28 protein-coding genes and 1 pseudogene are annotated in these 19,877 nt (G+C 73.3%); 19 read left to right on the top strand and 10 right to left on the bottom strand.

Translation table 11 applies throughout. The features are described 5' to 3' along the window. Nucleotides 1-204: 204 nt before the first annotated feature. Both ACFVU7_RS38580 and ACFVU7_RS38575 read left to right on the top strand, forming a co-directional pair. Entirely contained in the window at nt 205-1,161 is a 957-nt protein-coding gene (locus ACFVU7_RS38580; RefSeq protein ID WP_387828525.1) for a TIGR03557 family F420-dependent LLM class oxidoreductase, read from the top strand. A 292-nt stretch (nt 1,162-1,453) separates the two neighbouring features. Next, complete coding sequence (locus ACFVU7_RS38575; protein ID WP_387828522.1) at nt 1,454-2,260, top strand: ribonuclease BN; 807 nt, start codon at nt 1,454-1,456, stop codon at nt 2,258-2,260. A 113-nt stretch (nt 2,261-2,373) separates the two neighbouring features. Here the strand turns inward: ACFVU7_RS38575 and ACFVU7_RS38570 are convergent, their stop codons facing one another. Further along, the gene (locus tag ACFVU7_RS38570) at nt 2,374-3,108 is read right to left on the bottom strand and encodes a class I SAM-dependent methyltransferase (RefSeq protein WP_074003018.1); all 735 of its coding nucleotides are present in this window, start codon (nt 3,106-3,108) and stop codon (nt 2,374-2,376) included. Nucleotides 3,109-3,118: 10 nt separating this feature from the next. Beyond that, complete coding sequence (locus ACFVU7_RS38565) at nt 3,119-3,487, bottom strand: HAD family hydrolase (protein ID WP_074003017.1); 369 nt, start codon at nt 3,485-3,487, stop codon at nt 3,119-3,121. A gap of 125 nt (nt 3,488-3,612) precedes the next feature. Between ACFVU7_RS38565 and ACFVU7_RS38560 the strand changes: the two genes are divergently transcribed. The 8 genes from ACFVU7_RS38560 (at nt 3,613) to ACFVU7_RS38525 (ending at nt 9,002) form a co-directional block, all read left to right on the top strand. Beyond that, on the top strand, nt 3,613-4,680 hold the full coding sequence (locus tag ACFVU7_RS38560) for an SDR family oxidoreductase (protein ID WP_388050586.1): 1,068 nt from the start codon (nt 3,613-3,615) through the stop codon (nt 4,678-4,680). 2 nt (nt 4,681-4,682) lie between these two features. Next, the gene (locus ACFVU7_RS38555) at nt 4,683-5,006 is read left to right on the top strand and encodes a hypothetical protein (RefSeq protein ID WP_049649641.1); all 324 of its coding nucleotides are present in this window, start codon (nt 4,683-4,685) and stop codon (nt 5,004-5,006) included. A gap of 351 nt (nt 5,007-5,357) precedes the next feature. Next, the gene (locus ACFVU7_RS38550; RefSeq protein WP_388050583.1) at nt 5,358-5,813 is read left to right on the top strand and encodes a hypothetical protein; all 456 of its coding nucleotides are present in this window, start codon (nt 5,358-5,360) and stop codon (nt 5,811-5,813) included. After that, on the top strand, nt 5,810-6,100 hold the full coding sequence (locus tag ACFVU7_RS38545; RefSeq protein ID WP_388050580.1) for a monovalent cation/H+ antiporter complex subunit F: 291 nt from the start codon (nt 5,810-5,812) through the stop codon (nt 6,098-6,100). Before ACFVU7_RS38550 ends, ACFVU7_RS38545 begins: the two co-directional genes overlap by 4 nt. A 49-nt stretch (nt 6,101-6,149) precedes the next feature. Further along, nucleotides 6,150-6,452 (top strand): monovalent cation/H(+) antiporter subunit G, encoded by a 303-nt coding sequence (locus tag ACFVU7_RS38540; RefSeq protein ID WP_159028339.1) that lies wholly within the window; start codon nt 6,150-6,152, stop codon nt 6,450-6,452. Continuing rightward, nucleotides 6,449-6,739 carry a DUF4040 domain-containing protein gene (locus tag ACFVU7_RS38535; RefSeq protein WP_049649644.1) on the top strand — a complete coding sequence of 97 codons (291 nt, stop codon included), beginning with the start codon at nt 6,449-6,451 and terminating at the stop codon, nt 6,737-6,739. Before ACFVU7_RS38540 ends, ACFVU7_RS38535 begins: the two co-directional genes overlap by 4 nt. A 104-nt stretch (nt 6,740-6,843) precedes the next feature. After that, a complete protein-coding gene (locus tag ACFVU7_RS38530) occupies nt 6,844-7,191 on the top strand; it encodes a sodium:proton antiporter (RefSeq protein WP_049649646.1) in 348 nt (115 codons plus the stop codon). 2 nt (nt 7,192-7,193) lie between these two features. Continuing rightward, the gene (locus ACFVU7_RS38525) at nt 7,194-9,002 is read left to right on the top strand and encodes a complex I subunit 5 family protein (RefSeq protein WP_388050577.1); all 1,809 of its coding nucleotides are present in this window, start codon (nt 7,194-7,196) and stop codon (nt 9,000-9,002) included. A 14-nt stretch (nt 9,003-9,016) separates the two neighbouring features. On the opposite strand, the gene ACFVU7_RS38520 is transcribed toward ACFVU7_RS38525, so the two are convergent. Next, on the bottom strand, nt 9,017-9,223 hold the full coding sequence (locus ACFVU7_RS38520) for a hypothetical protein (RefSeq protein ID WP_388050575.1): 207 nt from the start codon (nt 9,221-9,223) through the stop codon (nt 9,017-9,019). Nucleotides 9,224-9,828: 605 nt separating this feature from the next. Between ACFVU7_RS38520 and ACFVU7_RS38515 the strand changes: the two genes are divergently transcribed. Further along, nucleotides 9,829-10,062 carry a DUF6296 family protein gene (locus ACFVU7_RS38515; protein WP_388050572.1) on the top strand — a complete coding sequence of 78 codons (234 nt, stop codon included), beginning with the start codon at nt 9,829-9,831 and terminating at the stop codon, nt 10,060-10,062. A gap of 212 nt (nt 10,063-10,274) precedes the next feature. Here ACFVU7_RS38515 and ACFVU7_RS38510 read toward each other — a convergent pair whose 3' ends face one another. After that, the gene (locus tag ACFVU7_RS38510; protein WP_388050570.1) at nt 10,275-12,341 is read right to left on the bottom strand and encodes a YbdK family carboxylate-amine ligase; all 2,067 of its coding nucleotides are present in this window, start codon (nt 12,339-12,341) and stop codon (nt 10,275-10,277) included. Between the two features lie 206 nt (nt 12,342-12,547). Here ACFVU7_RS38510 and ACFVU7_RS38505 point away from each other — a divergent pair, with 206 nt between their 5' ends. Continuing rightward, nucleotides 12,548-13,204 carry a HemK2/MTQ2 family protein methyltransferase gene (locus tag ACFVU7_RS38505; RefSeq protein WP_388050567.1) on the top strand — a complete coding sequence of 219 codons (657 nt, stop codon included), beginning with the start codon at nt 12,548-12,550 and terminating at the stop codon, nt 13,202-13,204. After that, entirely contained in the window at nt 13,188-13,445 is a 258-nt protein-coding gene (locus tag ACFVU7_RS38500) for a CDGSH iron-sulfur domain-containing protein (RefSeq protein WP_388050565.1), read from the top strand. Before ACFVU7_RS38505 ends, ACFVU7_RS38500 begins: the two co-directional genes overlap by 17 nt. Nucleotides 13,446-13,696: 251 nt before the next feature. Here the strand turns inward: ACFVU7_RS38500 and ACFVU7_RS38495 are convergent, their stop codons facing one another. The 5 genes from ACFVU7_RS38495 to ACFVU7_RS38475 form a co-directional block, all read right to left on the bottom strand. Then, on the bottom strand, nt 13,697-13,945 hold the full coding sequence (locus ACFVU7_RS38495) for a hypothetical protein (protein ID WP_388050562.1): 249 nt from the start codon (nt 13,943-13,945) through the stop codon (nt 13,697-13,699). A gap of 304 nt (nt 13,946-14,249) precedes the next feature. Next, nucleotides 14,250-14,648, bottom strand: a complete 399-nt coding sequence (locus ACFVU7_RS38490; protein WP_388050560.1) for a DUF2267 domain-containing protein — start codon at nt 14,646-14,648, stop codon at nt 14,250-14,252. Nucleotides 14,649-14,706: 58 nt separating this feature from the next. Continuing rightward, complete coding sequence (locus tag ACFVU7_RS38485) at nt 14,707-15,117, bottom strand: DUF2267 domain-containing protein (RefSeq protein ID WP_388050557.1); 411 nt, start codon at nt 15,115-15,117, stop codon at nt 14,707-14,709. A gap of 44 nt (nt 15,118-15,161) precedes the next feature. After that, complete coding sequence (locus ACFVU7_RS38480; RefSeq protein ID WP_388050555.1) at nt 15,162-15,455, bottom strand: STAS domain-containing protein; 294 nt, start codon at nt 15,453-15,455, stop codon at nt 15,162-15,164. 131 nt (nt 15,456-15,586) lie between these two features. Further along, nucleotides 15,587-16,021, bottom strand: a complete 435-nt coding sequence (locus ACFVU7_RS38475) for an Hsp20/alpha crystallin family protein (protein ID WP_049649656.1) — start codon at nt 16,019-16,021, stop codon at nt 15,587-15,589. A 109-nt stretch (nt 16,022-16,130) separates the two neighbouring features. Here ACFVU7_RS38475 and ACFVU7_RS38470 point away from each other — a divergent pair, with 109 nt between their 5' ends. The 3 genes from ACFVU7_RS38470 (at nt 16,131) to ACFVU7_RS38460 (ending at nt 17,569) form a co-directional block, all read left to right on the top strand. Beyond that, nucleotides 16,131-16,817 (top strand): type III effector protein, encoded by a 687-nt coding sequence (locus ACFVU7_RS38470; RefSeq protein WP_387828489.1) that lies wholly within the window; start codon nt 16,131-16,133, stop codon nt 16,815-16,817. Beyond that, nucleotides 16,792-17,040, top strand: a complete 249-nt coding sequence (locus tag ACFVU7_RS38465) for a hypothetical protein (protein WP_387828487.1) — start codon at nt 16,792-16,794, stop codon at nt 17,038-17,040. Before ACFVU7_RS38470 ends, ACFVU7_RS38465 begins: the two co-directional genes overlap by 26 nt. Before the next feature lie 193 nt (nt 17,041-17,233). Next, the gene (locus tag ACFVU7_RS38460; protein ID WP_388050552.1) at nt 17,234-17,569 is read left to right on the top strand and encodes a hypothetical protein; all 336 of its coding nucleotides are present in this window, start codon (nt 17,234-17,236) and stop codon (nt 17,567-17,569) included. A gap of 144 nt (nt 17,570-17,713) precedes the next feature. On the opposite strand, the gene ACFVU7_RS38455 is transcribed toward ACFVU7_RS38460, so the two are convergent. Beyond that, complete coding sequence (locus ACFVU7_RS38455; RefSeq protein WP_387828482.1) at nt 17,714-18,007, bottom strand: helix-turn-helix transcriptional regulator; 294 nt, start codon at nt 18,005-18,007, stop codon at nt 17,714-17,716. A gap of 167 nt (nt 18,008-18,174) precedes the next feature. Between ACFVU7_RS38455 and ACFVU7_RS38450 the strand changes: the two genes are divergently transcribed. The 3 genes and pseudogenes from ACFVU7_RS38450 to ACFVU7_RS38440 all read left to right on the top strand — a co-directional run. Next, a complete protein-coding gene (locus tag ACFVU7_RS38450) occupies nt 18,175-18,861 on the top strand; it encodes an STAS domain-containing protein (RefSeq protein ID WP_387828479.1) in 687 nt (228 codons plus the stop codon). A 90-nt stretch (nt 18,862-18,951) separates the two neighbouring features. Then, entirely contained in the window at nt 18,952-19,410 is a 459-nt protein-coding gene (locus ACFVU7_RS38445; RefSeq protein ID WP_049649659.1) for an SRPBCC family protein, read from the top strand. Nucleotides 19,411-19,591: 181 nt separating this feature from the next. Beyond that, nucleotides 19,592-19,786 (top strand): annotated as a pseudogene (locus ACFVU7_RS38440) (hypothetical protein); the annotation flags it as partial. Nucleotides 19,787-19,877: the final 91 nt, after the last annotated feature.

Raw genomic sequence — 19,877 nt, 5'->3', positions numbered from 1 at the left:
CGCCCGCGCGACCTGCCCAGGAGGACGAGGTCGGTGGGCCCTGCCCCGTTCGCCGGCTGGGCCCGTTCGCGGTCGAGTCCGTCGGCCTTGTGGTGCTGTCAGGGAGCACTCGAAGGAGCATCGGCCTAGCGTGGTGGCGACAGTGCCCGGGGGCCGCCGCCACCCGAGGCGGGGCGAGGACGTTCACGAAGGAGCGGATTCCGATTGGCCGAGTACGGCTACTTCCTGTCGTGTGAGGAGTTCACCCCCGCGGAGCTGATCGATCAGGCCCGCCGCGCGCAGCAGGCCGGGTTCACCCGGTTGGCGGTCTCCGATCACTTCCATCCGTGGAATGACGCGCAGGGCAACAGCGCGTTCGTGTGGTCGGTGATCGGGGCGCTGTCGCAGGCCGTCTCGCTGCCGGTCACGACGCTGGTGACCTGTCCGATGGTGCGGCTGCATCCGGCGGTGACCGCGCAGGCCGCCGCCACCTCCAGCGTTCTGCTGGATGGGCGCTTCGCTCTCGGTGTCGGGACGGGGGAGGCGTTGAACGAGCACGTTCACGGCGATGCGTGGCCGTCGTTCGAGGTGCGGGCCGAGATGCTGGAGGAGGCCGTCGAGGTGATGCGCAAGTTGTTCACCGGTGAACCGGTCAGCCACCGCGGCCGGCACTACACCGTCGACAACGCCCGCCTCTACACCGCCCCAGACCAGCCGCTGCCGGTCTACGTCTCGGCGTTCGGGCCGAAGGCCGCCGAGCTGGCAGGCCGGATCGGGGACGGGTTCGTCACCATGACCCCGGACGCCGACCTCGTGGGCGCGTTCCGCGAGGCCGGGGGCCAGGGCAAGAAGGTGGTGGGCGGCGTGAAGGTGTGCTGGAGCAGCAACCGGGAAACGGCCGTGGACGTGGTGCACCGGCTGTGGCCGACCGAGCTGCTGCCCGGCGAGCTCGCCCAGCTCCTGCCCACCCCGGCGCACTTCGAACAGGCAAGTCAGCTCGTCACCCGCGACATGGTTGCCGACGCGGTCACCTGCGGCGACGACGTGGAGCAGCACGTGGAGACAGCGCGCGCATATGAGCGCGCCGGGTTCGACGAGGTCTACGTCGGACAGATCGGCCCCGATCAGGAGGTCTTCTTCGACGCCTACCGTGAGCTGGTCCTGCCCGCCCTGAACCGCTGACCCGGGCTGTCCGACCTATGGCCGCTGAAGCCGCGTCCGCACACGGGAGAGGCCCCGCTACAGGGTCCGGCCCCGGCAGGTGGCCCCTTCGGGCGCAGACGCCTTCGAGAGGCAGAGGTGGTTGCGGCGGCACGGCAGGGTACTTCGCGGCGCCGGGGCGCTCGGCGCCGGCCGGATGCCCCGGGTTCTGGCACCTGACCGGCGTGCGAAGGCGTGCACTGTGAGAGCGGTCTGGCACCGGTTGCGCTTTGTGTGCGGGCGGGCGTGGGGGCGCGGGTTGGAGATCGAGCTGATGCAGCGTTCGCTGGCCTTCGCCGCGCTGTTCTTCGTGACCCTGGTGCCGTTGCTCATGGTCATCGCGGCGGCTTCCCCTGCCCGCGGCAACGGGATCGCCCAGTGGATCACCGACGGCCTGGGGCTGTCGCCGCGCGGTGGCCAGGCCGTCGAGACGCTGTTCAGTTCACGCGGGCAGGTCCTCAGCACGACCACCGGGTTCAGCCTCGCCGCGCTGGCCTTCTTCGGCGTCTCGCTGACGGGTGCGATGCAGGGCGCCTACGAGCGGATCTGGGGCCTGCCGCGAGGACCGTGGCACCGGGTGGGGCGCCAGGTCGTCGCGCTGGCCGGGCTGACCGGCTATCTCGTCCTCGCGGCCTGGAGCGGCGTGCCGTGGCAGCACACCGCCGTCCAACCGACCCTGCGGATCCTCGCCACGGTGCTGGGCGGTCTGCTGCTGTTCTGGTGGCTTCCGCGCTTCCTGCTCGGGGCCCGTGCCCCGCGGCGAGGGCTGGTGCCCGGGGCGGTGGCCACGATGGTCGCCCTGGCCGGCCTCCGGCTGTTCTCCCGGCTGGTCTTCGCCCCGCTGCTGGTCTCCAACGCCGTTTCCTACGGCACGGTCGGCGCAGTCCTGGTGGTCCAGTCCTGGCTGATCGGGGTGGGCTTCACCGTGTACGGCGGAAGCCTCGTGGGGTGGGCGCTGTCCGGCGGCGACCGGTCAGCCGCGGGTGACGGTGGTGAGGGGGGCCGCGGCATACCGGAAACCGGTGAGGGGCCGGCTGGCGGGGCGCCAGGCGGAACACCACCCGGCGAAGCGGACGACTGATCCGGTGCGGCACGGGACCAAGGCCGCGTGAGATGCGCGCGGCACCGGTAGCCGGGGCCGTCCAGCAGCAGTGGCACCCGGAACGTGATGCCCGCAGGCGGGCGAGGTCGGGTCTAGAGAGCGGGGCGGCGGGCCGCCACGAGGTCGGATCCGGGGGCCTGCACAACGTGCAGTCCTGCGGCTTCGAGTTCCTCGGTGAGCCGCTCGGGCGGGGCAGGCCACATGTCGAACGCCTCCCGGGCCTCGCGCAGGAGCTCCTGCTCGCGTTCGACGCGGTAGGTGAAGACCACACGCAGGACGCCGCGGTGGGGCCGGCGGGTGACGTCGGCGCTGTACAGGTCAGGGCCCACCCGCACCGGACCGATCCGTCCCACCGCCTCGCATCCGCCGGGCAGGTCGGCGGGCGGCGGATCGAACAGGAGTAGGCCGCCCGGTAGGAGGGCCGCGGAGATCGCCCTCCAGGTGGCCCGCCTGGTCGGGGGATCCAGACAGGCGATCACGTTGGAGGCGACGGCCAGGTCCGCCACGGCCGTCAGGCCTGCTGCCGCGAGGGGCTCGGGGTGCACGGTGACGCGAGCGCGTTGGTCCGCCCCGAGGCGGGCCAGGCGCGACAGCAGGGCGGCGCGCATGGCCGGGGCCGGTTCGACGGCGTGGACGGGCACGCCGGAAGCGTGCAGCAGGACCTCGGTGACGATGCCGGTGCCCGCTCCGACGTCCAGGACCGCTCGGCGGGCTCGCTCGGCCGCCTCGGTGAAGCGCCGCTCGGCCAGACGGCGGTCGGTCTCGGCCTGCAGGAGATCGTAGAACTCCGCGGAGACCGCGTACCCGCCGTCGGGGGAGTCGTCCACGGCCGCGCGCTCAGCCGCGTACGGGCTGGAAGTGCGTCGGGTCCGCGAGGGCGCTGGAATCAAGGCGGGCAAGGAGTTCGCCGACATCGGTGTGGACCTCAAGGGCTCCCGCCGAGCGCAGGGCCCGCTCGCCGAAGCCGCCGGAGAGCACCGCCGCGCAGGTGACCTGGGCCCCGGCGGCGGCTTGGACGTCCCATGAGGTGTCACCGACGAACAGCGCCTCGCCCGGCCTGGCGCCGGACGTGACCAGAGCAGTGTGGACGCGGGCCATCGCCGGTGTGCGGCCGAACCGGGCGAGCGCCTCGGTCCAGGCGACGGTGTGCCAGTAGCTGGTGTCGAGAAGTGTGCCGTCGACATCGAACAGCGCTGCGGCCGGCATCGAAGCCTCCCTCACTCACGCCCCCGGCATGTCCACCCTGTCGACGCTACGGCCCGACGACCGGCCACGCACGCGGCGCGGCGCCGGGCCGTTTGCCCCGCTGTTTCCCGGAAACCCGAAGCAGTATGGAAACTGCCTGCCGGACCATCGTCATCACCGGGGCCAGCGGTGGCATCGGCCGCGCGACCGCCGAGGCGTTCGCCGCCCGCGGAGACCGGCTCGCGCTGATCGCCCGCGGCCGGGCCGGCCTCGAAGCGGCGGTGCGCGAGGCCGAGCGGGCCGGCGCTGCCAAGGTCATCGCCATCGAGGCCGACGTCGCCGACGCACACGCGGTGGAGGCCGCCGCCGAACGGGCCGAGGAAGAACTCGGGCCGGTCGACGTGTGGGTCAACGACGCGTTCGCCTCCGTCTTCGCCCCGTTCACCGAGGTCTCCCCGGAGGAGTTCCGGCGCGTCACCGAGGTTACGTACCTCGGCTACGTCTACGCCACCCGGGCCGCCCTGGCCCGGATGCTGCCCCGCGATGCCGGGGTGATCGTGCAGGTCGGCTCGGCGATCGCCTACCGCGGCATTCCGCTGCAGAGCGCCTACAGCGGCGCCAAGCACGCCATCCAGGGCTTCAACGAGGCGCTGCGCTGCGAGCTGCTCGCTTCCGGTACTCGGGTGCGGACCACGATGGTGCAGATGCCGGCCGTCAACACCCCGCAGTTCGACTGGGTCCGGTCCCGCCTGCCCCGTCGGGCGCAGCCGGTTCCGCCGATCTACCAGCCCGAGGTCGCTGCCCGCGCGGTGCTGTTCGCCGCCGACCACCCCGGGCGGAGGGAGTACTGGGTGGGCGGCAGTACGGTGGCGACCCTGGTGGCGAACGCCGTCGTGCCCGGGCTGCTGGACCGCTACCTGGCCCGCACGGGCTTCGACTCCCAGCAGGAGGACCGTCGGCGCCGCGCCACGGACCCGGACAACCTGTTCGAGCCGGTGGACGCCCGGCGGGACTTCGGGGCGCACGGCCGGTTCGACGGCCGGGCCCGGGATCGCAGCCGCCAGCAGCAGGTGGCGCACGCCCTCGGCGGCCTCGCCGACGCGCTGGGGCGCGCGGCTGGACGGGTGCAAGCCGGTTTGCCCGGTGCTGGTAGCGGGTTCCTCTCACGGATGCGGGGAACACGCACCCCGCAGTCATCGGACAGGAGTGTGTGACCATGCCTCGCGGATCGAGTCCCAAGCGGGAGCGGCAGTACGAGCACATCAAGGACAGTGCGCTGGAGCGCGGTGAGAGCGAGAAGCGCGCCGAGGAGATCGCCGCCCGCACCGTGAACAAGGAGCGGGCCCGGCACGGGGAGTCGAAGACCGCCAGCCGCAGCTCGCTGAAGGACATGTCCTCCTCCCGTCGCGGTGGGCTGCGGTCGCACAGCGGCGCCCAGGGGCCGACGAAGGAGCAGCTCTACAACGAGGCGAGGCAGCGCAACATCCACGGGCGCTCGAAGATGAACAAGAAGGAACTCGAACACGCCCTGGGCCGATAGGAGCTGGTCACCGTGGATACCGTTCCCGTGCCGCCCGACCCCGATGTCACCCCGGTTCCGCCGTCGCCCAGCCCGCCGGAGCCGGTGGAGCCACCGGTGCCGCCGGATCCGCCCGCGCCTCCCGAAACGCCCGAACCGCCCCCTGAGCCGCCGGCCCCGCCCGGCCCGGGCGAGCCCGCGGAGCCTGCCCCTCCGGAGCCCGGGCACCCCCGCCCGTCGGAGCCTCCCGACTGACCCGGAGGCCATGACACGGCCGGGCGGTGGACGGCGTGCGCGGAGGCACCGCCTGCGCCGCGGAGTCGCCAGGTGGCCGGCAACCGAACAACGGCCCGGAGGACTACAGGAGGTCAGGTGCTCACCCGGCTGGTGGAGATCGTGGTGTGGGGTGCTGCCCTGACGGGGCTGACGGTGGTGTTCATCAGCTCCGTCTCGCCCGTCGAGCTGCTGGTCGCCGTTCCCGCCGCGTCTGGCGGGGCGGTCGCGGCCCGCAGGATGCGTCTGGCCGCACACGTCCGTGTCGGAGGAGGGCGTGGCGCGGTGTGTGCGCTCCTCGCGCTGCCGGGCTCGGTCGTGCGCGGTCTGGCCGTGCTGACGGCCGCGATGGCCCCCGGTCACGGAGACGGGAGGGTACGGCGCATCCGGCTGCGCCCCGGAGCGGGAGCCGGGTGGGCCGGCACGCTGCTCGCCGCCTCCCCGGACACCTGCGTGATCGACGTGCCCCGCGACGACGAGGTCGTCGTGCATGCTCTGCGCCCGACCCCGGGACCGGTCGAGGAGGCCGTGGCCCGCACGGACGGCGCGCGGTGAACGCCTGGACAGCGGCGGCCCTGGTCCTGCTGGCGATTCCCGCGCCGACGTGCCTGTGGGTCGCGGCGCGCGGCACTGCGGTGCGCCGACTGCTCGGGGCGTCGATGCTGTCGACCGTGGCCGGCGCGGTGTTCCTGCTGCTCCCGATGGCGTACGACCGGTCCTCCTACCAGGACCTCGCGCTGATGCTGGCCGTCCTGGCCCCCGCCGGCACCCTTGTGTTCGCCCGCTTCGTCGCCGGCCGCCGCCACGACGCCCACCCGTACGGTTCCATGCCCGAGAACTGACGAGACCCCGCCCGGCCGGCCAGACCGGGGGTGGGGGAGGGAGTTCGGATTGACGCCACGCCATGTGATCGTGCTCGTGCTGCTGTGGGCCGGCGTGGGGTGCGTGCTGCTGTCCGCGGCCGCGGTGCTGCGGCTGCGCGGAGCGCTGGCGCGCCTGCACGCCCTGGCCCCGGCCTCGGTGGCCGGTGTGCCGCTGATCGCCGCGGCCGTGGCAGTCGACCAGGGACCGGGCCGGGGGGCGGCCAAGACGCTGTTCATCGGCCTGGTCTTCGCCGTCGGCGGGACGGTCACCACGATCGCCGTCGGCCGTGCCACCCGTGAAGCCGAGGCCGAAGCGGTGAGCAGGCCGTGAACGCATGGCTGATCGGATTCGTCGTCGCCTTCGTCGTCCTCGCCGCCACCACGGCGGTCCTCACCCGTGACCCGGCCCGCCAGGCGGTCGTCCTCTCCGTGCTCGGTCTGGGCCTGGCGATGCTGTTCGCGGTGCTGCAGGCGCCCGACGTGGCGCTCTCCCAGCTCGCCGTGGGCACCGCGCTGACCCCGTTGCTGATCCTGCTGACCGTACGCAAGGTCACCCGCCGACCCACCCGCACCGACGACCGGGCCAGCGCCGGCGACAACGGGCGGGAACGGAAGTGACGGCCCGCGCCCGGCTGACGATGTTCCTGGCAGCGGCCGCCGTCATCGCCGCGTTCTTCACGGCCGCGTGCACTCACCTCCCGCCGTTCGGCACGGACAGCCATATGGGAACGTGGGTCTTCCTGGCCGCCGGATGGGTCCTGCTCATCGCCCTGTACGGCCTGGTCACCAGTCGCAACCTCATCCACGCCATCGGCTGCCTGGCCGTCGCCCAGTCCTCCACCTACCTCCTGCTCCTCGCCGTCGGCTACCGCCGCGGCGCGACCGCCCCCGTCTACTCCGACCTCACCCCCGGAACCCGCCCCGTCGTCGACCCCGTCGTGCAGGCCCTTGCCCTGACCGACGTCGTGGTCGGCGCGACCGTCACCGCGCTGTTGCTCGCCCTCACCATCCAGTTGCGCAAACGGCACCACACCGTCGACCCGCAGGCCCTCACCGGCCTCAAGGGCTGACCGTGACCGAAACAGCCCTGCTGCCGCTCGCGGTGGCCATTCCCCTGCTCGGCGCCGCACTGCTCGCCGTCGCCGGCCGCAGACTCCCCCGGACCGGTTGCGACATCCTGGCCACCACCTGTGCCGGTGCCGAGGCAGCGTGCCTCGCCCTGCTCTGGGCGCGCACCGACGGGCGCCTCGTCACCGCCGACCTGGGCGGCTGGCCCGTCCGCCTCGGCATCGTGCTCGCCGCCGACCCCATCGGCGCCGGACTCGCGCTGCTCGTCGCCGTCCTGGTCCTCGCGGTCGTCGTCTACGCCTGGCGGTACTTCGACGAACCCACCGGCGAGCACGCCGGTGCCTTCCCCGCCCTGATCCTGCTGTTCGAAGCCGGCATGGCCGGCTTCGCGCTCACCGGCGACCTGTTCAACGCCTTCGTCTTCTTCGAACTCATGGGAGCCGCCGCCTACGCCCTGACCGGCTACCGCATCGAGGACCCCCGCCCGCTCCAGGGGGCACTCACCTTCGGCATCGTCACCTCCTTCGCCGCCTACTGCTCCCTGCTCGGCATCGGCCTCCTCTACGCCCGCACCGGCGAACTCAACCTCGCCCGCCTCGGCCGGCAGCTCGCCGGCCACCACACCGACGTGCTGACCGTGGCCGCGTTCGCCCTGATCGCCACCGCCCTGCTGGTCAAGGCCGCCGCCGTGCCGTTCCACTTCTGGCTGCCCGACGCGCACGCGGTGGCGCCCACCCCGGTGTGCATGCTGATGTCCGGCGCCATGGTCGAACTCGGCGTCTACGGCATCGCCCGCGTCTACTGGACCGTCTTCGCCGGCCCGGGCGGCATCCACCCCCAGGCCTTCCGCACCACCTTCACCGCGATCGGTGTGCTGACCGCACTCCTCGGCGCCCTGATGTGCTGGCAGCAGCGCCACCTCAAGCGCCTGCTCGCGTTCTCCACCATCAGCCACGTCGGCCTGTTCCTCATCGCCGTCGCCCTGCTCACCCCCGACGGCGCCACCGGCACCGCGGTGTACGTCGCCGCGCACGGCCTGGTGAAGGCCGCGCTGTTCGCCCTCACCGGTGTACTGCTGGACCGCTACGGGAGCGTCGATGAACACGGCCTGCACGGCAAGGCACGCGACCTGCGCACCGTCGGGGTGCTGTTCGTGGCCGGCGCCCTGGCCCTGGCCGGCATGCCGCCGTTCGGTACCGGCCTTGGCAAGGCCCTGAGCGAGGAGGCCGCCGGCCACTGGCAGCCGTGGCTGCCCGCCGTGTTCGTCGCGGCCTCCGCCGCCACCGGCGCGGCCGCTCTCCGCGCGGCCCTGCGGATCTTCTTCGGCATCGGCCCGGCCCCACACAGCCGACCGGACGAGGACGAGACCACCGGCGAGGGCGAGGAACCCGAAATCCGCTCCCCGCAGCGCGCTTTGCCGCGAACCATGACGATCGTCCCGGCCGGTCTGATCGGCCTCGCCGTCCTCGTCGGTTCCCTACCCGCCATCCCCGCTGCCCTCGCCCGTGGCGCGGCCGTCTTCACCGACCCCGACGGCTACAGCGCCGTCGTCCTCACCCACGCCAACACGCCGCCCGGACCCGTGCCGGCCGCGGACTGGACCGTGACCGGGATGCTGCTGGGCCTGCTGTCCGCAGCCGTCGCCCTCGCCCTGGCCACGGCCGCCCTCCACCGGCCCGCCGCCGACCGGCACGCGGCTGCCCGAGCCGTACGGGCGCTGCGCCGCCTGCATTCCGGACACCTCGGCGACTACCTCGCCTGGCTCGCCCTCGGCGTCGCGGTGCTGTGCGTCGCGATCGCCGCCCAGACCTGAATCCTCCCAGGGCCCTACAGCCGCTCCGCCATCCTGATGGCTGCCTTCAGATCCTCGTACGCCTGACCGTGCTTGCCTTCGTGCTGCTCCAGCATCGTCCGGACGATCGCATCCAGCTTGCGCTGGATGGATACCGTCCCCGGTGGGCCGGGGGCGCGGCAACACGCCACACGGTGCCCTCCGCAGGCGGCGATCGCCGTCAGCCCGTCGCCGTCGCCCACGGCGTTGCCTGCGGACAGGCGGGGCGGGAGGCCTCTGGGCAGCGAGGATGCGGGGTGGGGGGTTACCCCGATTGGCGTGGTGCCTCAAGGGTGTCATCGAGGCCGGTCGGTCGGGCGACTCCGGTGGCCCCGGACGGTGGATTCCGAGCGCGGCGGGGCAGGATCACAAGCGGACAGCTTCCCTCGCGCGAGGAGGCCGGTCATGTCCCCCCACCACCGTCCGCTGAGGGCGTGCGCCTGTCGGGCCCCGCGGACCACGACCGCAGACCTGCCCGGGAGAGCCGGCAGCGCCCGCCTGGACGGCAAGGCCGACCATGATCAGCGCGGCCGGTTGGAGGACGCCTTGGCGCGCTCGGTCAAGGAGGGCATGCCCTGTGTGATCGTCGACTTGCCCCGTCTCCTGTCGCGCGACTCCACTCGTCTTGACGCTCTGCTCCCAGCGCGCTTCACCGTGTACGCCGCCGCAACCGCCCCGGTGGTTGCCGCTTCGTTCCCTCAGACCCGGCGCTTGCGGCAGATCACCGGCGCACACGAGATCTTCACCCGTCCGCGACACCGTCCGCGCCCTCACAGACGCCGGTGCACCCTGCAGAATGAGGCCCGCCATGGACATCCCTGGACGCTACGCGATCACCCTGCCGGGCCCACCAGGAGCGCATCGTCCGCCCGAGATCGTCGTTGTCCACGCCACCGGCGACAGGACACCCGACGGTACTCCGATCTACGCCGACGACACCGGAGCCTTCCGGGTCGAGATCCAAGCCGGTGTGGCCAGGCCCCTGGACGTCGCCACAGGGCCCGGCCAGCACACCTGCCTGCGCGCTACCCCGCTGACCTGACCGCGGCATTGCCGACCAGGCATGATCGGCATCTCCCGTTCGGGGTCGTACATGTCGTCGTCCGGGAAGCAGTCGTGGCGCATCCGAGCGGAAACACGGGAGGAGCCCGGACGGTTCAGTCCGGCTCCACCGCTCGCTCGGCACTTTCCGGACCGCGTTTCGACCTTCCGGAAGAGACCGCCACAGCGGATTCAGGCAGTGGACCCCCCCGGTCAAAGCCCCGGGGCGTAGGGGGCGATTCCGATGATGAGGATGTCGCGGCGCCCTTCGTTCCCGTCGTCGCCGAGGCGGACCGGGCCGACGTAGTGGCTGACGCGCCGGTCGTGGACGCCGTAGCCGTCCAGCGGCTTGGTCAGCACGAAGCGGTCGTGGATCGCTTCCGGGGGCAGCGCGTCGGGTTGTCGGCCGGCGCTCTCCGGGGCGGCGATGACGTTCTCGCCGCCCTTCACGTTCCGGCGGCCGATCAGGTGGGCGAAGGTGAAGGTGGCCGGTGAACCGCCGTCCTGATGCAGGCAGTTCGGTGAGGACACCGCCTCCTGGTCCTGGTCGTGGACGCCGAGCGAGATCAGGTGGATGCCGACGTAGACGGGGACGCGGTGCAGGTCCTCCAGCCACAGGGCACGGTCCAGGTCGGCATGGACGAGGGCGTCGAGCAGCCGGTTGCGGTGCAGGGCTTCCGGGATGTCGGGCAGCCGGCGCCGCACCCGGGGGTACTCGGGGTTGTGCTCGTCCTGCCAGTACTCCGTGACGGTGCCGAACTCCTCGTCGGGGGTGCCCGGGATGTAGGAGAGCTCGCCGGTCCAGGGCAGGTGGACGGCGTGCGAATAGCGGCGGAAGCGGTGGGTCTCACGGGCGTACGGATCCGGCGGCAGGTCCTGATAGGAGTCGGCGAGCCGGATGAAGTCCTCGGCCAGGGCCACGGTGTCGATGCCGAGGTCGGCGGCGTTCAGGCGGGCGTACCCGTCACGGCGCACCCGCCCGCCGTGCTCCGGCGGGCGTCCGTGCTGCTCCGGGCTGTCGACCATCGGCTTCTCCGGGCGTTCGCGGGCGTCTGTGGACATGGGTCCGCATGGCCTTCCGGCTTCCTTCACGCTGGCACACCCGTCGGGGGCGCGCCCTTGGGGGGTCCGCCGTATGGATGGCCGGGGCGGGACGGCCTGCGGGCTGGTCATGCAGGTCGCGAGGTCGTCCACGACCGCCGGCAGGCCGCCGGCCCGGTGTGCGGCGCGCTGGCGGTGGGCGCCGCTGCCCCGGACGGCCAGCCGGTCGACGAAGGCGGCGACCCGCTCCAGGTCCCCCAGCTCCTCCAGCGCGGGGCCGATGTGCTCGACGAGCCTCCGTGCGCGTTCCGGGGCGGGCAGGACGCGTCCGGTCAGCGCATCCGCTCCCGGCCCCGGCCAGCCGTCGCGGGTCGCGTACCAGTACGAGCCGCGCAACAGCTCACCGCGAAGCTGCGGTCCCTTGTCGCCGCGCTCCGCCAGGCGGGCGGAGGTCACCACCAGGCCGCGCACGACGGCCGCCAGGGCCACCGAGTCGGCGGACTCGGCCGGAACGTCCATGCACCGCACTTCCAGCGTCGGCAGGCGCGGGTGCGGGCGGGTGTCCCAGAACGGCAGGTCGGCGAAGGAGCTCCCGCCGATCTCCGCCATCGCGGCGGCGACGCGCCGGTAGTCGTCGAAGGACTCGACCCACGGTGGCGGTCCGAGGGAGGGGAAGCGCAGCCGCAGCACCGAGCGCCAGCTCGCGTACTGGGTGTCCCGTCCGGCGTGGAAGGGCGAGTTGGCGCTCATCTCCACCAGCAGCGGCAGCCACGGGCGCAGATGGTTGCCGACTAGGGCCGCCACCTCGCGGTCGGGCAGGCACACGTGGACGTGCAGGGCGCAGACGGCGAAGTCGTCCATCAGGCTGCGGAACAGTTCCACCCCGTCCAGGTACCGGGGGTGGTGGCCCACCGGCACCACGCCGCCGCCCCCGATCACGGGCGTCGCACTGGGGCACACGGCCAGGCCCTCGGCCTCGGCGCACGCGGCGAGCTCGCGGCGCAACCGGGCCAGCTGGGCGGACAGCTCGCGCATGGTGGCGCACGGCGGTGTCCGCACCTCGACCTGGAGGTCCGTGAACTCACCGGACACCAGGTCCCCCAGCACGCCCGCGGCGCGGGCGGCCAGCCGCGGGCCCGCGGGAACCACGGCCCGGGACACGGGGTCCACGAGGAAGTGCTCCTCCTCCACGCCCACCGTCGGCGTCGGCCCCCGGCCACGGCCCGCAGTGCCTGCCACGGGCTGCCGGGCTCCTCGCGCGCCCGGGGCGCCGCTGCCGTCCACCTGACCAGAGTCCCTTCTCCCGGCCACGTCGGCATCACGGATCCGGGGTCCGGCCCGAAGACGAGCGCTCGGGGCGGACCCGAGCGGACGCTCGGGACATGTCCGGGTACGAGCCGCCGTGCGGTAGGTGTGAACGGTGCCGGGCCGGGCAACCGCTCGGCATGCTGCTGATCCGCCCGCCCGGGGTCTACGTGCCCCAGGGCGACACCGAACTGCTGGCCGCCTGTGTGCGCCGGGAGCCGCTGGACGGCTCCAGCCGGGTGCTCGACCTCTGCACCGGGACCGGGGCCGTCGCGATCACGGCGGCGCGCAGCGGGGCCCTGGTCACGGCGGTGGACCTGTCCGCCAGGGCGGTGGCCACCGCCTGGTGCAACGCCCGGCTGCACCACGACCGGGTCCGGCTGCGCCGGGGGGACCTTCTGGCCCCGCTGCCCGGTGAACGCTTCGACCTGGTGACCGCGAATCCCCCGTACGTCCCGACGGACCCGGACGGCGCGGCTCCCGGCCGGGGCGCCGCGCTGGCCTGGGACGCCGGACCGGACGGACGGCTGGTCCTGGACCGGATCTGCCGGACGGTTCCCGGGGTGCTGGCCGAGGGCGGCGTGCTGCTGGTCGTGCAGTCCGCGCTCGCGGGCGTACCGGCCACCCTGGCGCTCCTGCGCGCGGCCGCGCTGCGCACAGAGGTGGCGGCTCGGCGGCGGCAGCCCTTCGGGCCGGTGATGACGGCCCGGGCCGCCCTGTTCGAGCGGCTCGGAGTGATCCGGCCCGGCGAGCGGGAGGAGGAGTTGGTGGTGGTGCGCGGTGTCCGCGGGCGCTGATCGCTACGCCACCCGGGTGGTCGTCGTGCCGGGCGGCCCTCTGCTGGTCGAGGGCCCGGTGGAGGTGGTCCTCCCCGACGGCACCCGGAGGCTGTCCGAGCGCCCGGTGGTGGCCCTGTGTGTCTGCCGGCGCAGCCGCACGTACCCGTTCTGCGACACCAGCCACCGGCGGCACGGACGGCCGCTGCGGGCCCGGGAGCAGGGCCCGCGCGACTCGGACGGTGCGGCCGGTGGGAGGTGAGCGGACGGACGGTCCGCACCGCTCACCGCGGCCGCCGCGCCGGATGCCATCGCGCCGGCCGCGGCGGCGATGAACGCCGCCCCGCCGACGGCTGCTAGGGGGAGCCCCGCAGTTGGGCGCCGTGATCACGGGCTTCGTCGTCGAAGCGGCCGTGTGCGCCGCAGTCGGCCTCCTGACATGCCGTCCCCGCCCGGCGCGCGCCGGTCCGGGGAGAGGAGCGGCGCGGGCTTGCCGGGCGGCCACGACTCTCCCTAGGGCGCGACGGTGTCCGCCGCCGGCGGCTCCGGTTCGTCGTCGTCCGAGTCGGCCTTGCGCCGGACGTCGGCCGGGGTGGGAGCCGTGATCCCGCGCTCCTCTGCGGAGCGCTCGCGGGCCCCGACGATCCCGTCCGCTTTCGCCCGGACGTCGGCCGGGGTGGGGGAGGTGATCGAACGCTCCTCTGCGGAGCGGTCCCGCGTTGTCTCGTTCGGCTGGGTTCCCTTGTCGCCGGAGTTCGTCATGGCGGGCTCTCCTTCGTGAGTCGTTGCCGGTGGGATACCTCGCGGGTGCCCGGGAACTCCGGGCCTGAACCGACGAAGGGCACCTGATCCGAGTCCTTCCGCCGTCCGGCCGCCGCCTGCACGGCGGATACCGGGCCCTGCGGGGGCATGGCGGCCCCCGCGGTGACGATCTCTGGTGCCGGGTGTTTCGGGTCTGGTGAGGTCGCGTTCAGTGAAGTAGCGAGTTCCGCCCGTCCTACTACCCTGTGCGCACAGGCGTGAGGACGCACGTGCAGCCGGCGATGTGAGGTCGGGCCCGCTTGTTTCAGGCGACGGCGGCCAGGTCGGCGCGGCCGAACAGCAGGGCGTAGCCGCGGGGTAGGTGGGTGAGGAGGCGGTCGGTGAGGGTGTCGTCGGTGAGGGTGGTGAGGGCGGCCAGGACGGAGGAGGCGTCCCAGCGGGCGGCGGTGAGGCTGGTGCCGAGGGTGTGGGCGAGGCTTTCGACGAAGGCGGGGGCGGTGACGGGCGAGGGGAGGGGGATCTGGGCGGCGAGGACGGCGCGGGCCCGTTCGGGCAGGGCTGCGGCGAGGTCGCAGCGTTCGTCGCCGGTGAGCTGGGAGCCGAGGAGGGTCAGGACGGCGTCGAGGGCGCGTTCGGCTTCCTCGTCGGTGGGGTAGCGGCCGAGGTTGCGGACCTGCTGGAGGAGGTGGCGGTAGCGGGTCATGACGGTGGGGCCTTCCTGGGGCCGGCCGCCGGGCGGGCCGGCGGCGTGTGAGGGGTGGTCAGGGCCAGGGTCGTGTCCTTGCGGTCGGGCGGCCGAACAGCAGGTCGTAGCCGGGCGGCAGCTGGAGCAGGACCTGGTCCATGAGGTCGTCGCCGGCGGCGTCGGCCACCGTGGACAGGACGGCGCCGATGTCCCACGGGGCCGTGGCTTCGGTGGCGCCCTCGATCCAGGCCGCGGTCGCGCGGACGAACCGCTCGGTGTTGAGCGGCTCGGCGGCCTGCAGCGGGTTGAGCAGGATCAGGGCCATGGTCTCGGGCAGTCGGGTGGCCAGTTCGGCGCGCACGTCGCCGACCAGGTGGGCGCCGAGCAGGGCAAGGACCACCCGGGCGGCCCGCTCGGCCTCCTGTGGGCTGTCGTACTCACCGCGCTCCCGGACCTTCTCCAGGAACGCCTCCCATCGAAGCGTCATCGCGGTTCTCCCTCCGTCCCGAGGCCCGGCACGCCCGGGTGACCTCAAGGCTCGACGGCCAGGCGCCGGTGCAGACCGGTCAACTCGAGCAGCCGCACGACGCGGCGGCCGGCTCCGCGAAGGACCAGGCGGGCACCGCACCGGTCGGCCTGGGCGCGGGCCCGGACCAGGGCGCCCAGGCCCGCGCAGTCCATGAACGTCACCTCCGACAGATCCAGCACCACCTCCCGGTGCGACTCGAGCGCGGTGGCCAGGGCACGGCGTAGCGAGGGTGCGGCGTCGAGGTCGATCTCGCCGTGGGCTCGCACGATGAAGGGCTGGTTGCTGTGACCGTTCATGGCGTTTCCGCGTCGTGTGCGGGTAGGCCGGTCCGGACGGGGCCGGCCCGGCGGTCGAGGGGTGTTCCGGCCGCCCCTTTCGATCGAGGGGGAGAGATCGGGGGCGGCCGGAACGGCATCGGGGGAACGGGTCAGGCCTGGATCTGCTTGCGGCTTCCGCTGTGGCTGATCTCGATCTTGCGGGGCTTGGCCTTCTCGGCGACCGGGATCTTCAGGGTCAGCACGCCGGCGTCGTAGTCAGCGGTGATACCGGCGGGGTCGAGGGTGTCGGAGAGCATGACCTGGCGGGAGAACACACCGAGCGGGCGCTCGGACAGCTCCCACTTGATGCCCTCGCCTTCCTGGCGCGGGCGGCGCTCGGCCTTGACGGTCACCATGTTCCGCTCGACGTCGATGTCGATCGCCTCCGGGTCGACCCCCGGCAGGTCGAAGCAGATCACGTACTCGTCGCCGGCCCGGTAGGCGTCCAGCGGCATCGGCGTGGGACGCGACCAGGTGCCGGTCGTGTTGAGGAACTGCTGGGTCAGCCGGTCCAGCTCGCGGAACGGGTCAGTGCGCAGCAGCATTGCGAAACACCTCCATGGGTCGAATGGGTGCCAGTGCGCTTCACCTGACTCCTTTCTAGCGCGTCATCCATCCGATGACAAGTTGCCGCGTCGCCTATAGAGTGACGGCATGAGCGAGAAGTCCCGCAGCGCCGTCCCCGATGCCTCCCCGCCGGTCGAGCCCGTCTCGTTCCTGGCGGCCGCGGCGGCGCTGGCCGCCATCGACGACGCGGTCCGCGCCGCCCAGAATCCCGCGTCCCGGCCCCCGACCACCCCTGACGAGCACGGTGGCCCTGAGCAGGCCCTGGCCGCACTCGTCCTGCTGCGCGAGCTGCGCGGCCAGCTCGCCGGCTGGGAGGCGGGCCTGGTGGAGAGTGCCCGGGAGGCCGGCGCCACCTGGGCCGACCTCGCCCACCCGATGGGCGTGGCCAGCCGCCAGGCCGCCGAGAACCGCTACCTGCGCCTCAAGCCCGCCACCGAAGTTTCGCGGTCCGGTACCGGCGCGGAACGGGTCAAGGCCGTCCGCGACCGGCGGGCCGCCGACCGATCGGTCACCGTCTGGGCCCGCGACCACGCCGCCGAGCTGCGGGTCCTCGCCGCCCAGATCACCACGGCCGCACTCGCTCCCGGCGCCCGTCCCGCCCAGGCCGCCCTCACCGCCGCCCTCGGCGCCGCCGACCCCGCCGACCTCATAGAGCCCCTCGCCGCCATCCGCCCCCACCTCGGCGCCGGCCACGGCGACCTCGCCACCCGCCTCGACGCCCTCACCCACCACACCACCCAGATCCGCGATGACAGCGACCGACGCCGCGCCTGACCCTGTCGCCGCCGCCGAAAGGCGCTGGCAGGACCTCCTGGACCGGATCCACGGCCTCGAAGCACGAGTGGCCGCCACCACGAGCACCGTCAACGCCGCCCTCGACCACCACCTCGCCCGCCTCGACGCCCTGCGCCACCACCTCGCCCACCCCAACTGGCCACTGCCCGCCCCCGATCCGGACGGTCACCCAACCGCGCCGACGGACCACCGGCCGGCCTGACGAGGCCGGGAACCACCGCAACCACCCCGGCCGTCAGAACCGGCTCCCGTGTTCCACCGGCACGCCCAGGGGGCCCGTCAGCGCTGGGGGTCTCCGGCGACGTACCGGCTCCAGGTGACCCCTTGTCCGTCGCGGCCTGCTCGGTGGTGAAGTCGGTGTAGCCGAGTGCCTTCGCGGCGACAGGCGGCGGTGTGTGGGCGCCGAACCGGCGCAGCACCTGGGCACGGCCGGTGCCGGGCGCGATGCCGGCGTTCCTCAGGATCGCCTGGAGGGCCCGTGCCGTCATGGGCTGGTCGGCATGGCGCCCAGGAAAGAGCTACCGCCGGTTTCGCGCACTGACGTGGGGCCGGCGCCGGTGACCGGCCGTATCCTGGACGGCCCGCCGGCCGACGCCGACCTCGCGGTGGAGGAGCGTGCGGCGATCGAGCTCTCGCGCGACCGTGACCGTTCGGGCCCCGAGCACGTCCGTGCGGCGGGCGCGGCCCGCGCCCTGGGCTGGATTCTCGGCTTCGCGCCGATCAGTCGCTGACCGTGGCCCGACATCCGGCCCCGTCGTGATCAAGTCTGGCCATCTGTGTGCGCTGCGCCGCCCCGTCTCTCAAGAAGCTCACGCCCTGTCCGCGGCCGTCCGGCCGCCTCGGCGTTGCCGCCGGCTCTCCGTGCCGGGACGGGTTCAGCGCAGGAGGGTGGCGAGGAGTTCGGCGATGGTGGGGCCGGCGTCGGCGGGGTGACGCAGTTGCTTGCTGGTGACGACGCGGTAGTGGTTGGTGCGGCCGCGGCGTTCGTGGCTGAGGTATCCGGCCTGTTCGAGGTCGACGATGATGCGTTGGACGGCGCGTTCGGTGAGCAGGCAGCGGGCGGCGATGTCGCGCACGCGGATGCCGGGGTCGCGGGCGATCTGGACCAGTACGCGGGCGTGGTTGGTCAGGAAGGTCCATTGCCGTTCGGTCGTCGTACCGTTGTCCATTCCTCCACGATAGGACTCCTGTTTCACGACTGCCGATACACGACAGAAGATTCGTGCAATGGTTGACATGTCTGCCGGATGGGCGAAGAGTGGAAGGGCCGCACTCCGCAGTGCTTCGCCGCGGATTCCCCGGCGGCTCTGCTTCTGGAGATGGTTCCATGGACCCGATGAGCAGGCACGGGCTGGAACGGCTGAGGTCCCGGCTGGTCGACTGCCTGGGGCCGCCCCGTGAGGGCGGTCGGGACCCCCGCACCTGCGGGGAGCCGCTGTGCCGGCAGGTGCGCCACGCCGTCACCGGCGTCGACGCCTACCTGACGGCCCTCGAAGAGGGCAGCCGCACCGCGGCGGGGCTTCACGAGCGGGCCCTCGACCTGTGGCAGGACCTCGAACGCATCGCGTCCGTCCAGCCCGGGCGGGCCGCTGTCGACGGCGGGGCCGGCGCGGCCGTGCGGTGCGGCTCCCGGCCCGAGGAGTGGGCCGTTCCGCCCTGCCTGAGGGCGGAGACCGTCCGGGCCGGTGACGCCCTCGTGTGCTCCTTCACCGGGGACATGGTCCTGGACAGCGAGCCCGTCGCCGCCCGGGCACTCGATGCCGCGCTCGTCCGGCGTCCCGCCCTGCTCGCGGTCGACCTGGCGGGTGTGGAGCTGTTCACCTGCACCGGGCTCAACCTGCTCCTCGCCGCCCGTCGGCGCGCGCTGGACATCGGCATCCCCCTCGTGCTGGTCGCCCCCTCCGGGCGGACGCTGCGGGTGCTGGAGCTCACCGGGACCGCCGCGCTGTTCCCCGTCCACCCCACCGTCGAGGACGCCTTGCGGCACCGCCCGCTTCCCGCCCCGCGCCCCGACGGAGGATGACCATCCGGGCGGGACGGTTGAGCCGGCAGCGGACGGGCAGGCGCACGGTCGGCCGGGAAATCCCCGGCCGTACCGTGGGAGGAGGACCGGATGAGCATGGTGAAGGAGTCCGTGGACGTGGACGTCCCCCTGCACACCGCCTACAACCAGTGGACGCTGTTCGAGGAGTTCCCGCGCTTCATGGAGGGGGTCGACTCGGTGACCCAGCTGGACGACCGCCACAACCACTGGCGGACCAGCATCGGCGGCGTCACCCGTGAGTTCGACACCGAGATCGTCGACCAGCAGCCCGACGAGCGGATTGCCTGGCGGACCACCGGCGGCGACGTCGACCAGAAGGGCGTGGTGACCTTCCGGCAGCTCGACCAGGACCACACCCGGGTCGCCATGGCCATCGACTTCCGGCCCGAGGGCGTGGCGGAGCGGGCCGCCGATGTCACGGGTGTGGTCGACCGCCGGGTGAAGGGGGACCTGACGCGGTTCAAGACGTTCATCGAGGAACGCGGCCGGGAGGAGGGCGGCTGGCGGGGCCGGATCAGCCCTGGCTGAACCCGCTTCCGATCGTCCGCGCCACCGGCCGCCGGGACACCCGCCCGGCGGCCGGTCCACGCCCCGCGGTGACGTTGGATCGGAAACGGCTGATCAGGCGTGGCCCAGGGTGCGGCGGGTACCCGCCGAGCCCGGGGCGCGCGTTCGCGCACCCGAGGCATCCCGCGGACCAGGAGGAGAAATGACCCAGCACGGCAGGGCCCTGGCAATCGTGACGAACTACGGCGTCGAACAGGACGAACTGCTCGTCCCCGTACGGCACCTGCGCGAGAACGGCGTCCACGTCGACATCGCAGCCCCCACCCGGGCCGACGAACCGCTGGTCACGGACGACGCCGGCAACTGGCGGCTGGTGACTTCACGCAACCCCGGTGACCGCGAACACTTCCTCCGGGGAGTCGATGCCGCGCTGCGCACCCGGCCGGGGCCGCTGGCGCGCGCTGAGCGCGGGCCACGTGCGACGACTG

It is taken from the genome of Kitasatospora sp. NPDC058046 (genome assembly GCF_042885595.1).
GTDB lineage: Bacteria > Actinomycetota > Actinomycetes > Streptomycetales > Streptomycetaceae > Kitasatospora.
The sequence above is the reverse complement of the archived record's forward strand: the minus strand, read 5'-3'. Positions and strand labels throughout refer to the sequence as shown.